Source organism: Frankia sp. CcWB3, assembly GCF_977927595.1.
The window spans coordinates 18,257-31,231 of the sequence record NZ_CDWRCK010000013.1; the positions used below are offsets into that span (position 1 = coordinate 18,257).

A 12,975-nucleotide genomic window follows, 5' to 3' on the forward strand; every position below is an offset into this window, starting at 1 on the left:
TCGACCAGCGCGCCGACGCCGACGGCGGCGACGTCGAGCAGCTTGCCCAGCAGCGACGGCAGCGGCAGGTGGGCCAGGGTGAGCTGGACGTCGATCACCTCACGCTTGGCGGCGCTGACCGAGAACGACAAGCTCTGCACCTGGATGTCGGTGCGGATGGTCAGCGTGGTGACCAGGATCAGCCCACCCACCTTGCCGCCGGTGAAGGCACCCAGCGCCGACCCGCGCTTGCTGGCCTCCGCGAGCTGCTCCAGGCCGAGCTTCCAGGCGAACCGCTCGGGGCCGACCAGGGACGCGGTCATCGTGATGGTGTCGTCGTGCACCTGGGCCACCGCCCGGTGACCGGTGGATCCGACCGGGGGGAGCTGGTAGCTCTCGCTGATCGACATGGCGCCGACCACCCACAGCGGGATCACCAGCACCCCGTCGGACAGGATCGCCGACGGCATCCGGCCGTAGGTCACGAAGCTCGACTCGGGCATGTCCGGTCACCTCGTCCCCGAGGTCGGGGCGTCGCCCCGGAACGACCCCGGCGGCAGGTCGTTCTGGGTGACCCGCCAGTGGCCGTCCGGCTGGACCTCGATCACGAACAGCAGCGGCACCCCGCTGGGCTGGTCGAGGTCGTACGTCACCCGGTGCAGCACGTCGACGAACTCGAAGGACCCGTCCCGCAGCGGGACCGCCAGCCGCCGGCCCTCCGCGCGGACGGTCACCTCCGGGTCGGCGACCACGGTGGCGGCCACCCGCAGGGCCTCCTCGATGATCCGGTTCTGGGCGGTCTGGTTGACCCCCTCCGGGGCCAGCATCAGGCCGGCGAACAGCTCGCCGCCGAAGCCCGGCCCGACCAGGTGCGCCCGCTCCCAGCCCTCGACGGCTGCGGCCAGCCGGCTGGCCAGCCAGGGCGGGTTGGTGGGCAGCGCGCGGATCTGCTCCGGGGTCAGGGCCAGCGCCTCCAGGCCGATGCCGGGCAGGTCCCGGGCCAGCGGGGCGCCCAGGCCGCCGGAGGCGGTCACGTCGAGCGGCGCGAACTCCAGCGCGTCGAACAGGTGCGACGGCGATGCGGTGGCGGTGAGCGCGGCGACCCGCCGACGCGCCGCGACAGCGAGTGCCCCCGGCGACCCCGGGGCCAGCGCGGCCTCCGCGGCCGGGGGCACCGGCCGGGTCGGCGGGATCCGCTCGCTGCCGCCGTGCAGCACCTCGAACCGGCGGCCGAACGACCGGAGCACCTCGTTGGCCCGATGCACCACCTCGCGCAGGGCGGTCGCCTCCGCCTGGCTGACCGGGACGCCGGGTCGCCGGCCGGACCGGAACGCGGTCACCGCGTCGTCCAGCCGGCGCATCTCCGCCACCAGCAGCGGGTGGTCCGGCCAGCCCAGCGGGACGGCGTGGCGGGACTCCGGCTCGAAGGTCAGGCCGCGGCTCCACGCCTCCCGCAGCTGGTGCGCCCATTCCAGCGCGTCGCGGGCGGTGGCCGCCGCGGCGCGGGCCTGCTCCTCAGGACTGAGTGCCGCCACCCGGCCACCGCGTCGTCCCGGCGGGGGAGTCGATGGGCCGCCCGCAGCCGGGCTCGCGGCCGGTGTGGCCGCGCGTCCGGTCGCCACCGTCCCAGTCGCCGCAGCACCTGCGCGGGTGCCGGTTCCCGCCGCCCGGCCACGCGGTCGCGATGCCCTACCGGCGGTCGCGGCGGCGGGCGCCGGTAGGGCATCGAACGCCTCCCGCAACACGGCCGCCGCCGTCTCGGGCAGCTCGCCGCGGTCCAGGTCGTGACGGACGGCCTCCTCGAAGTTCTGCAGCTGCTCCATGGCGTCGGCTAGGACGTGCAGGTCGGCCTGGCGCTGCGCGGTCTGGCGGGTGGCCCGGCCACCGGCGCGCAGGTCCTCGACGTCGTCCAGCAGCCGGGCCAGCGACTCCTCCAGCCGGCTGAGCGTGCCCGCGACCCGGCTCTCGTGGTGGTGCGCCAAGGCGAGCACGACACGCTCGGCCAGCGCCTCCACCCGCAGCACCGCTGGGCGCTGCCCGGAGACGATGTCGAGCGCCCGCTGCAGCGCCTCCAGGGTGGCGGCGTGCTCGCGGGCGGCGCGGCTCAGGGCGCCGGAGAGCAGCCCGGGGGTGATGGTCATCGTTCCCCATCGTCCGCTGGTGCCCCGCCCACCACCGGTCCACCCGCCACGGGGCCGGTGCCGGCAGGCCGGCGGCGAGCGGGCCGAGGGCCGCGTCGACCTCGGCCAAGATGCCGTGGTCGACGGCCTGCTGGCGGATCCAGGGCACCAGCACCGGGGTGATCAGCCGGGGCAGGACCAGGGACATCACGGCCAGCACCGCAGTGTCGGTGACCGCCTGGCGCACCGCCTGCGCCAGCACCTGCTCGGTCATGCCGCGCAGCACCTCGCGGCGGCCGCTGCGCGCGACCGACCGGGCTCCCGCCGCCAGGCCCGCCCGCTCGGCGACCCGCAGGCCGTGCTGGGCGCTGGCCACGATGGCCCGGGCGCCGCGCCCGACCGCGACCACGTCGAACACGCTGAAGGCGACGCTCAGGGCGGCCATGAGCTGCGCGACCTGTACCTCCTGCCAGCGATGGAACAGCTCCGGGTCCTCCAGCGCCCGGTACAGGTCCCTCTGGCGGTCGGCCTCGACGAGATCACCAGCGGTCAGCGCCAGGCCGGCCAGGCCGGTGATCGCTCCGGCGGCGACAGCGCCCAGCGGAGCGCAGAGCAGGCCGAGCACAATGATCCCCGCGGTGGAGGCGATGACCAGCAGGTCGTCGAGGGCGGCCTTGCGGCCCACCGCCCGGTTGATCCCCAGCACGTAGAGACGGTCGTTGCGGGCCGCGGTGCGAAGCTGCTCGTCCGCCAACGCGTGGATGCCCTGCAGCTGGAAACGCAGCCCGCGCCGGTCGGCGCCGCCCTCGCGCCAGACGTACTGCGAGGCCGCCACGGCGAAGTAGGCGCCCTCCGCCGGGTCGGATGCCTGCGCCAGCATCCGGGCGTTCGCCTCGGACATCTGGGTGAGCAGGCTCCGCAGGTGTTCCTCGACGAACGCCGGTTCGCGCTGGGCCCGGGCGTACAGCGGCTCCAGGTCCCCGATCTGCAGGAACAGCGGGTCGACCTGGTTGACCACCGCCCGCCGCAGGTTGATCTCGGCGTCCAGATCGGCGGCGGTCCAGACCCGGTCCCGGAACCGCACCACCCGGTCACCACCGCGGCGTTCGATGAGGGCGTCACCGGCGACGGCCAGCACTCGTGGCGGGACGGACCGGATCGGCGCCGGCAGCTCGACGAACATCATCCCGTCGCCCGCTGGGATCGTCTGGCTGACCGACAGGACGTCGCGGACCGAGCCGGTGACGAGCACGGCCTCGGAGTGCGTGATCGCGTGCCGCAGTGTGGTCACCACCACGACCGACTCGCCGAGGATGGCCAGGGTGGACGAGAAGGCCGCCGCGGTGGCGTCGAAGCCGGCGCCGCGGCGCCCGTCGATGCCGTGGCGGGAGGAGCGGAGCTGCTGTAGCAGCAGCACCCGGCAGGTCTCGGCGTAGAGCAGGGTGAACGCGTCGAGCAGGGACTCCGACAGCTCCGACCAGAAGCGCCAGGCCCAGCCACCGGCGTACGGCTCGCCGCCGGGGCGCACCTTCACCAGCCGGAGGTTCTCCGGTTCCTGGTAGGCGGCCATCAGGTCGTCGGCGAACCGGTGCAGGTCGGTGGCGATACCGGCGAGCGTCCGCAGCGCCGCGAACTCCGGGGTGCTGCCAGGCCGAACGTCGAGGTAGCCGTTGTTGCCGCGGCCGTCGTGGCGGACGCTGACCTGGGTGGTGGCGGTGCTGCGGACACCCTCCATGCCGACCGTGTGCGCCCGCACCGCGATCATCGTCACGCAGTTCAGCGCGAACCGGCCGAGGTAGTGGCACTCCCCCACCCGCAGCCGGGCGGCGAGGTCGCGCATCCGGGCCAGCAGGCCCTGGACGCCGACCAGGTCCTGCGCCGGCGGCTCGGCCAGGAACGGCTCGCAGACCAGCGGCGGCCCGTCGCCCCCGCTGACCGGCCAGGGCCACCCGACGCCGGCCGGCTGGCCCGGCTGGCCACCTGCCCGCTCGCCGGTGCCGGTCCCCGCCCGGGCCGGGTCGCCGTCGCCGGTCCCGGTGCCGCCCGGCCCGGTACCGGCTCCGGCGGTGCCCCCGGACCCGCCCGGGCCACCCGGACCACCAGGTCCGCCGGCTGGCTCCGGGCCACCAGGCGCTCCCGCCCCAGGCGCGCCGCCGGCCGGGGTGACGACGATGACATCGTCGTCGAGCTGGTAGGTCTCTGACAGTGGGACCAGGTCGAGCTCCATCCCGGGCAGCACCCAGTCTGGCTGGCTGACCATCTCGACCAGGTCCCGCCGGCCGCCGGGGCCGGTGAGCAGCAGGTAGCAGGCCAGGCGGGCGGCCCGGCCGACGGCGGTGTCCAGCGCGCGGTCCACCAGGTCGGTGATGGCCGCGGCGTGGTCCGCGGCGCTCTGCCCGGGTAGCCGGGGGTGTGCCTGCTCGGCGGCCCGCCGCCAGGACTCGGCGTAGAAGTCGGTGACCACCGTCCGGGCCTGCGTCGCGCTGCCCTGCCAGCGCAGCCGGTACACCACTCCCGGGTCGAAGCTGAGCGGTTCACCCTCGCGCTGGCCGAAGCGGGGGAAGCGGAACCGGCCGAGCGGGAAGGACGACTCCACCCGTTGCTCGCCCGGGTGGACCGCCCCGATCTCGTAAGCCCCGGACGGGCCAAGGAACAGCACGCCGACCAGCCCAGACGCCGACGGCGCCACCGACGAGACCCGGACCGCCCGCAGCGCCGTCCGCACGTAGTTCTCGGCCGTCACCGGCGACCAGACGGTGGTCGACTCGGTCCGCCCCGGCGGGCTCGCCGCGGCCCCGGGCTCGCCGCCGCCGCCGTCGTCGTCGAGGACCTCGACCGCCGCGTCGCCGCCCTGGTAGGAGGGGATGACGTAGCGCCGCAACGGCCGGCTGAACCGGGCGGCGTCCACCGCCTCACCGACCGGCGGCTGCGCCGCGGATGTGCGGCGCAGCACCCCGTCGGACACCCCGGCGGCGGCCACCGCCCGACCGATCGCCCCGGCCACCACACGTTCCACGGCGGCCCGCTGGTCTTCGGTGAGCCCGGACGCCGCCGCGCCGGCCCAGCTGATCTCTGCGGGCAGCACGCGCACGCCCATCCCGTCCGGCAGGCCGTCGAGCACCCGGCCCCGGCTGGCCCGCACCGCCCGGGTCACGCCGGCCTCGACGGCGTCCGCCAGCAGGTCGGCGTCGGTCAGCCGGGTGGCGTCGACGACAAGCCGGACGGGGTGCACGACGCGGGTGGTCATCAGTCCCGCAGCCCGCGCACGATGTGCCGCGCGGCCAGCTTCGCGATGGCCTCGACGTCCGGCGCCTGCGCCTCGCGCACCTCGATCACGACCGGGAAGTGGTACTCGACGACCGCGCGCGGGTCGACCGCGGCCGGTTCCAGCTCGGCCTCGCTGCCGGCGGCGGGAAGCACCAGCTCGCCGGCGTGGACGAGGGCGATCCCGGTCTGGCGGACCCGGACGGCACCGGGGCGTGCATCCTCGGCCACGCCGTCACCGGACTGTCGCGGACTCGCCGGACTTGGGCTCGACCGTCGCCGAGAGGCTGAAGCCGGAGAACACCGACGAGGGGGCGCCGGTGATCGTGGCGTTCGTCGGGGCGGCGGAGGTGATGACGCAGTCGCTGATCACAATCTTGGTGAATGACCAGTCCGCGCCGTGCTCGGTCTCCTGCAGGATGATGTCGAACCGCGCGCCCGCCAGGGCCAGCGCCGTAAGCTGCGCCGCGGAGTCCCCGATCGCCTTCACCGAAAGGGAGAACGTGATGGTGGACGGGGTGTAGACCACCCCGATGTGCGTCTCCTCGATGGAGTTGAGCACCTCCGCGCCGAGAGTGAAGGTCGGCGAGAAGGAGTCCACTGGGACGATCTTGTGAACGCCGTCGGTGTTCTGCCAGGAGACGGCGAGCCGAGACCTCCAGTCGGGCATGGCATGTCCCCTTCCGTTGAGCGGCGATGACGTCAGAAGGTCGGCGCGAGGGTGACGACGATCCGGTGGGTGGCCGGGCCGAGCACGACCTCCAGCGCGACATCCACCGCGCGGTTGGCCCGGGCCTGGGCGACGAGCGCCTGGTCGGCCGCCGAGCGGGACCCTTCCGGCAAGGTCAGGATGTCCAGGACCGGGATGCCGATGCGGAAGCCGTCGATGGCCGACGAGCGTTGCAGCGGCCCGAGGATGCCCTCGATCCGGGCCTTGAGCAGGATCAGCCCGGATCGGGTGATCCGGGCGTCGCCCACCAGGCCGATCAGCCCGGCCTTGAGCCGGAAGTCGATGTCGTCCAAGGTCCGGACGGTGTCGATGAACAGCTGCGTGGCGTCGGTGGTGAAGCAGCGACCCTCCGCGAAGTGCAGGCCATCCCCCACGATGAGCGCCGGATCGATGACCGGGATGATCCCGGCCTCGGACAGCTCTCGGATCTCGCCTGGGCTGTACTGCCCGGCCAGCGACATCTGGATGCCGCGGACCCGCTTGAGCACGACGGACACCTGCGCCGGGTACCCGGCGATCGCGGCCGCCGCCGCGGCGGCCACGTCCCCGGTCGCGCCGCGGGCGGCGACCACCACCATCCGGCTGGAGTCGCTGCGCAGCGGGGTCAACAGGTCGACCAGGTCATCGACGTAGGTCGCGCTACGCGGCCGGGCCGGGTCGACCATGGCGACACCGATCCGCTTGTTGCCCTCGGCGGACATCGACTCCACATGCGCCTTCAGCGCGTGCAGACCGGTCGCCGCCTCGGCGCCAGCCGGCGCTCCGACGGCCGTGGTCCCGGCCAGGACCACGAAGGTGACGTCGTCGGCGGCATCCAGCGAGGCCAGCGCTTCGGCGAGCGCCGTGCCCGCCGCACGGACGCCGTAGACCGTGCTCGGCTTGGGGTCCTGCAGAAGCGCGACCCGCAGCGCCTCGTACAGCGGGTTCGCCTCCACCACGCCGCCCTGGATGCTGGAGAACAGGGTGCCGGCGTCGGCCAGGGAGCCGACGAGTCGCGGGGTGTTCACCGCCGCCGTCCCGCCGCGGGGGCCGTCCGGGGTGGCGCCGACCACGGCGAGCACACCCGGTGAGCGATGGGACACCAGCTGCAGCGCCGAGGTGTCGATGCGGACCTCGACGAAGGGGGTACGCGGCGGCGACGGGCATGGCTTCCTCCGAGGTCCTAGCTGAGGGTGGCGGTGACGAGGGCGATGCCGTGACGGGCGAGCCAGGACGCCGCGATAGCCCGTCGTGCCGCCCGGAGCTGTTCCGGGGTACCGGCGGTTGGGCCGGGCCAGCCGTCGTCGTCGTCGAAGACGGCCTCGGGCAGCAGCCAGACCACGACCACGGCGTGCCGCCGGCGCAGGTGCGGTTCCGCCTTGGGTTCGCCGCCGGCGTCCACCACCCGCTGGCGGACGACGGCGCTCTCGCGCAGCAGAGCGGCGACGCCGCTCCCGGCGCCGCGGGCCAGGATCGGTGCGGTGACCGGCAGCCGGCGCACGACGGTGGCGGTGCCGGCGGGGTCGGCGAACGCCACCCGCACCTGGCCGGTGGCGACGTCCCCGGCGGGCCCACCGGGCGGCCCACCGGCTGGCCCACCGGATAGCCACTGCGACGTGACGGCGGTGACCGGCTCGCCCGCCGGCCGGTACCGGGCCACCACGGCGCCCCGCCACAGGGCGGTCACCCGCGGGACGGCGGCGTCGACCAGGCCAGCGGCCAGCAGGTCAACCTCGTAGGGGACCGGGTCCTCCAGCCGCCGGACCATCCCGTGCAACCGGACCGACCCAGCGAGGTCCACGACCAGCTCGACGCTGTCGAAGACGGCCGAGTAGGGGCCCTCGAACTCGGGATGGTCGTAGCCGGCGGCAGCGACGGCGGCCAGCGCGGCCTGGTCGAACAACGCGGCGCGGGAGGCCTCGTCCGCCAGCCGCACGAGAGCGGCGTCCTCGAAGTCCACACCGCCTCCCCAACAGCCTTGTCGAGTGCAGCCTTGTCGATCTCCCGGCGGTCACCGGGACCTCGTCCTGATCGCGCAGAATACGCGAGCGTTTCGGGGGCGTCCGCCGAACAGGGGAACTCCGCGGTCGCGGTGCGCGACGGAGGTGACTGCTCCGCACCGGACCCGTCCTCAGTCCGCCGCCCGGTCGGCCCTTCTCGCGATCTTGGGATCAATCCGGCGCAGCAACAGCGCGGTGACCAGGATGCTCACGACCCCGACGGCGAGGCCGCCGGCGATGTCGGTGAGGTACAAGCCACCGGGCCCGATCCACGATCGCCAGCCAGCTCTACAATGCCAAGGAGCCGATGACGCTGTTCGAGCTGCAGGCGTGGCTCGGCCACCGGTCGCCGCAGTCGACGCAGTTCTACGCGAAGATCAGCCCGGCCACGCTGACTCGGGCCTACGACGACGCGGGATACTTCTCCCGCAACATGCGGACGGTCGAGGTCCTCGTCGACCGCGACGCCGTCGCCTCCGAGGCCGCCGCAGCCGGCGAGCCCTGGCAGCACTACGACCTCGGCCACGGCTACTGCACCTACACCTTCTTCGAGCAGTGCCCGCACCGCATGGCCTGCGCCAAATGTGACTTTTATACCCCGAAGGGCTCCAGCAAGGCACAGATCCTGGAGGCCAAGGAGAACCTGCAGAAGATGCGGGCGATGATCCCGCTCACCGAGGACGAGCAGGCCGCCATTGACGACGGCAGCACCGCCCTCGACCGGCTGCTGGAACGGCTCGCCGGCATCCCCACACCGGCCGGGCCGACACCCCGACAACTCGATCTCCCGGCCCGCGCCACCATCCTCCCGATCGTCGGTGTCCACCAAAGCCCGGGAGGGTCGATTTGACAACTCTGATTCCACAGAAAGACCAAGCGGATCATGCACCAGATGCACGGCCGCGCCGGCTTCCCACTCCTCCGCCACCGGATCCTCCTTGGCTAACGCACAGTCACCACCGGATGTGCGGCAGAGCCAGAACAACGGTGTAACTCCACTGTGATGCTCTGTGCATACGCGCAGGTAGAGGAGGCACCAGATGACCAGCATGACGACAGATCCGGCAGCGGAGACGATCGCGGGCGAACCGGCAGCCGCCGGCGCCCAGGCCGCAGCCCCGGTGCTCGACGAGGACGGACGCGAGTCACCATCTGATCATGCCTGGCCGCCAGCGCAGGGTCGTGCCAGCCGGACGCAACAGAGCCGTCCGGGTTGAGTCCGGGCCTGGTCCGGGTCTGGTGTCGGGTTCGATCCGGGGCCGTCCTATCCGGATTCAGTCCGGGTTCGGTCCGGATGTAGGTCAGTGCGGGGGCTCGCGTGGCGATGGCCGCGCCGCGCGAGCCCCGACTCACCGACGGTCAGCTACTGTCCGCGACCTTGGCCAGGGTCGGCTTGAGCTGCTCGAGCTGCCACGGGATATTGAGGATCGTCGGGTTGTTGACCGCGCCGGCCGTGAAGGCGTCGACCTGCAGGACCCGTCCCGCCTTGACCGCCGGGATGTCGGTGAACAGCTTGTTGCCGTTCATCTCGGTTTTCAGGGCTGGGGTGGCGAAACCGATCAGCACGAAGTCCGCGTCCAATGCGTCGAGCTTCTCCATGCTCAGCGACCGGTCCACTACATTGGCCGTCACACCCGGCGCGAGCTTCATTCCGAGTTCGGTGTAGAGCTGGACGGACACCGTCTTCGGGTCGTCGATGACCGCGAGCCCGCCCGGCTCGTAGTAGAAGGAGTAGCTGAACGTCTTGCCGGCCAGGCCGGGAAGGCTCGACCTGGTGTCCTGGATGATTTTCTCGATGGCGGCGATCGCCTTCCGGGTGTCGGCGTCGCGGCCGACGGCCTTGCCGATGATGGTGCTGTTCTCCTGCCAGGTCGCGATGCCGGCGTCATCCGTGTAGCCGACGGTCGGCGCGATCTTCGAGAGCCGGTCGTAGTAGTCGGCCAGGCCGTAGAAGTTGGTGGCCAGGATCAGGTCGGGATGCAGCGCGGCAATCTGCTCGAGGTTCAGGTCCCCGCTGGTGCCCAGAGCGGCGCTCTTCGACAGGTCGATCTTTCCCTGGAGCCAAGGGAAGACGCCGTCGGGCTTGTATTCGTTCTTCGCGTACGCGATCGGCGTGATGCCGAGCGTCGCCAGGATGTCCTCCTCATAGCTGAGCGCGATGATCCGCTTCGGCTGGGACTTGATGACCGTGGTACCGAACTTGTTCTTCAGCGTGACCGGGAAACTGCCCGTCGCCGCGCTCGCCGACGCGGCCGTCCCACCGCTGCCGTCGTCGCTACTGCCGCAGCCGGCCGTGACGGCCAACGCGGTAGCGGCCAGGATCGCCGCCAGGAGGAGTTTCAGTCTGTTTCGCACTGCTTTCTCGTTTCCGTGGTCAGGCCGCGCGCCGGGACGGCTCGCGGGTCGCGGGTCGCGGGTCGCTTCCCATCCGGCGATGAGGCTGGGTCCGCCGGCATGAGATGCCGTCTCTCCTTGTGGTCACGCGCCGCTGACTAGGCAGACGTAATTTAGGTAAGGCTTACTTAATTAGATGGCGGCGTCCTCGTCTACCCCATCCGCCGACAAATCCGGGCATGGGTCGGTGAGCGCCCGGCGGTCCACCTTCCCGCCGGCGGTGACGGGGAGCGTGTCGACCACGGTCACGACGCTCGGCACCATGTACTGGGGAAGCAGGTCGGCACACCAGGCCAGCACCTCGTCGGCGAGCGTCCCGCCGGCCGGGCCGGCATCGGCTCCGGCCCGATCGGCATCGGGGACGACGAAGGCGAGCAGCCGGGGCGCGGCGGCGTCCCGGGACAGGACGACCGCCGCCCGCCGCACCCGGGGGTGCCCGGCCAGCGCAGCCTCGACCTCCTCCAACTCCAGCCGCATCCCGCGGATCTTCACCTGGTTATCGGCCCGGCCCACGAATTCCAGCCAGCCGGCGCTGTTCCACCGGGCGAGATCCCCGGTGCGGTACATCCGCGCGCCATCACCGGCGAACGGGTTGGCGACAAAGCGCGACGCGGTCAGCGCCCCGTTGTTCACATAACCGCGGCCGAGCAGGAAACCGGCCACGTACAGCTCGCCGACCGCGCCGGAGGGCACCGGGGCCAGCAAGTCGTCGAGGACGTGGAGCTGGGTATGCGGATTCGGTCGGCCGATGGATGCGGCGAGCCGTTCGGCGCTGTCCCGGTAGATCACATAAGAGACGCCGATCGTCGTTTCGGCCGGGCCGTACCCGTGGTAGAGCGCAGTGTCGACCTGGGCGCGGAAACGGGCGAAAAGCGCGGGTGTCAGGACCTCGCCTCCGCACCAGACCTGCCGCAGCGAGCTGAGCGCCGACGTCCCTTCCGCCGCCTCCAACAGAACGTCCAGCATCGACGACACCAGATAGACGAAGGTGACCCGCTCCCCCTCGATGAGCTCAAGCAGGTATCCCGGGTCAAGCTCACCGTCCGGCTCCGCCACGACCACCCGGCCGCCACAGACGAGCGGTAGCAGAATCTCGTTGATCGAAATGTCGAACGACAACGGCGCCTTGAACAGGGACGCATCGTGCTCGCCGAAGGCGAACAGATCCGTCATCTGCCACCGCAGCCGTTCGGCTATCGCGTCATGCCGGATCATCGCCCCCTTGGGAGTTCCGGTCGACCCGGAGGTGAAGATCACGTAGGCTAGCCCCGCCGGGGGGACCGGCAGGTCGAGCGGCTCGGCCGACTCGCCGCCCCAGGACCAGGCGCCCAGGTCGACCGGCACGGCGGGCACACCGTCCACCAGCCCGCCGGACTCCACCGGCGCAGCCGGACCGGTCACGATCAGCCGGGCTCGCGCGTTGGCCAGCACCCGCCGGCGCCGCTGGTCGGGCCAGGCCGGCTCGACCGGGACAAACGCCCCGCCCGCGACCATGACCGCGAGGACCGCGACGATCATCTCCGCTGATCGGACCAGCCGGATGCCGACGATGTCTTCCGGCCCGAGGCCCTGTGCCCGTAGCGCCCGGGCGAGCTGGAAGACCCGGGCGCCGAGCTCCCGGTAGGTCAACCGCACTCCGGGTGCCACGACGGCGGTCGCGCCCGGTGAGCGCCGCGCCTGGGCGGTGAACAGATGGGCGACGGTCGAGGCCCGCGCGGGCAGGCTGGCGTCATTGCAGCACTCGAGCGTCGTCGGCGGGCCGGCCGGCTCGACCGGCGGTGGCCCGGGTTCCTCAAAGCGCAAGCTCACAACCATTCCATCCGTCGACAGTGAAGCGGGAACCGTCAATGCCAGGCGTCAGCCACCACGCCCCGGAAACCCGACGGGGAAGCGGCCGGCGCGGAGTTCGGTCGGTACAGCGTCAGGCCGCCCACCTTGATGTGATCAACTTTTGACAGTTTAGCAAGTAAGCCTTACCTACTCAAGGTAAAGCTTACTTAATCAAGATCGTGGCCGCCGGACCGGGTCCGGACCGCCACCGCCGGGCTCGCCGGCGGCGGACAAACCTCCGGGACCGGAGCCAGCCGGCGCGGCGCCGGACGCCGGTAGGCCGGCCAACCGGTCCAACCGGTCCGGATCACCGCCGTGCTGGTTTCCGGCGCCGAACCGGCGGTTTCCCGCTCGGTACGGAAATCCCGACGGGTGCGATACACTCGTGGGCGTGACGCGCACCGGCGATAGCGATCCAGGCGATAGCGACCCAGAAAATAGCGATTCAGGCGCCCGGGCCGCTAAAAGAGTCCCCGGAATACCTGCCCGGCCACAGGAAAGTGACCCCTGATGGGAAGTGTTCTTGCCGTCAACATCGCCGTCGTCCGAACTGATGCGTGGACCGGAAGGCAGGGTCGGAGCGGGATTGACAAGCGTCCCGCCGAGGGGCCGGTGCACGTCGGCCGGTACGGCCTGCGCGGAGACACCATCTGCGACCTGAGGGGACGTAATGGGGCTC

The 12,975-nt window shown here is 72.2% G+C and carries 10 protein-coding genes and 1 pseudogene; 1 reads left to right on the forward strand and 10 read right to left on the reverse strand.

The features are described 5' to 3' along the window. The 8 genes from ACY5KJ_RS02290 to ACY5KJ_RS02325 form a co-directional block, all read right to left on the reverse strand. On the reverse strand, positions 1-482 hold a 482-nt coding region (locus tag ACY5KJ_RS02290; protein ID WP_462202691.1), incomplete at its 3' end, for a hypothetical protein. A 6-nt stretch (positions 483-488) separates the two neighbouring features. Next, positions 489-1,340, reverse strand: a complete 852-nt coding sequence (locus ACY5KJ_RS02295; RefSeq protein ID WP_462202696.1) for a polymorphic toxin type 4 domain-containing protein — start codon at positions 1,338-1,340, stop codon at positions 489-491. Between the two features lie 328 nt (positions 1,341-1,668). Next, a complete protein-coding gene (locus ACY5KJ_RS02300; protein WP_462202693.1) occupies positions 1,669-5,346 on the reverse strand; it encodes a hypothetical protein in 3,678 nt (1,225 codons plus the stop codon). Continuing rightward, entirely contained in the window at positions 5,346-5,594 is a 249-nt protein-coding gene (locus ACY5KJ_RS02305) for a hypothetical protein (protein WP_462188537.1), read from the reverse strand. Before ACY5KJ_RS02305 ends, ACY5KJ_RS02300 begins: the two co-directional genes overlap by 1 nt. Positions 5,595-5,598: 4 nt before the next feature. Beyond that, a complete protein-coding gene (locus tag ACY5KJ_RS02310) occupies positions 5,599-6,033 on the reverse strand; it encodes a hypothetical protein (protein ID WP_462188538.1) in 435 nt (144 codons plus the stop codon). A gap of 32 nt (positions 6,034-6,065) precedes the next feature. Beyond that, positions 6,066-7,175 (reverse strand): hypothetical protein, encoded by a 1,110-nt coding sequence (locus ACY5KJ_RS02315; protein ID WP_462202695.1) that lies wholly within the window; start codon positions 7,173-7,175, stop codon positions 6,066-6,068. A gap of 80 nt (positions 7,176-7,255) precedes the next feature. Continuing rightward, on the reverse strand, positions 7,256-8,032 hold the full coding sequence (locus ACY5KJ_RS02320; protein ID WP_462188540.1) for a hypothetical protein: 777 nt from the start codon (positions 8,030-8,032) through the stop codon (positions 7,256-7,258). A gap of 171 nt (positions 8,033-8,203) precedes the next feature. Next, positions 8,204-8,326 carry a hypothetical protein gene (locus ACY5KJ_RS02325; protein WP_462188541.1) on the reverse strand — a complete coding sequence of 41 codons (123 nt, stop codon included), beginning with the start codon at positions 8,324-8,326 and terminating at the stop codon, positions 8,204-8,206. Between ACY5KJ_RS02325 and ACY5KJ_RS02330 the strand changes: the two are divergent. After that, a pseudogene (locus tag ACY5KJ_RS02330) lies at positions 8,323-8,922 on the forward strand (tyrosine-type recombinase/integrase); the annotation flags it as partial. The gene ACY5KJ_RS02325 and the pseudogene ACY5KJ_RS02330 sit on opposite strands and share 4 nt — an antisense overlap. A 509-nt stretch (positions 8,923-9,431) precedes the next feature. Here ACY5KJ_RS02330 and ACY5KJ_RS02335 read toward each other — a convergent pair. Both ACY5KJ_RS02335 and ACY5KJ_RS02340 read right to left on the reverse strand, forming a co-directional pair. Further along, the gene (locus tag ACY5KJ_RS02335; protein WP_462188542.1) at positions 9,432-10,427 is read right to left on the reverse strand and encodes an iron-siderophore ABC transporter substrate-binding protein; all 996 of its coding nucleotides are present in this window, start codon (positions 10,425-10,427) and stop codon (positions 9,432-9,434) included. Between the two features lie 171 nt (positions 10,428-10,598). Further along, on the reverse strand, positions 10,599-12,281 hold the full coding sequence (locus ACY5KJ_RS02340) for an amino acid adenylation domain-containing protein (protein ID WP_462188543.1): 1,683 nt from the start codon (positions 12,279-12,281) through the stop codon (positions 10,599-10,601). Positions 12,282-12,975: the final 694 nt, after the last annotated feature.

Bases quoted from the DNA above. Each gene is read 5' to 3' on its own strand.
- ACY5KJ_RS02295 (WP_462202696.1), bottom strand. From the start codon at position 1,340: ATGCGCCGGCTGGACGACGCGGTGACCGCGTTCCGGTCCGGCCGGCGA.
- ACY5KJ_RS02300 (WP_462202693.1), bottom strand. From the start codon at position 5,346: ATGACCACCCGCGTCGTGCACCCCGTCCGGCTTGTCGTCGACGCCACC.
- ACY5KJ_RS02310 (WP_462188538.1), bottom strand. From the start codon at position 6,033: ATGCCCGACTGGAGGTCTCGGCTCGCCGTCTCCTGGCAGAACACCGAC.
- ACY5KJ_RS02340 (WP_462188543.1), bottom strand. From the start codon at position 12,281: ATGGTTGTGAGCTTGCGCTTTGAGGAACCCGGGCCACCGCCGGTCGAG.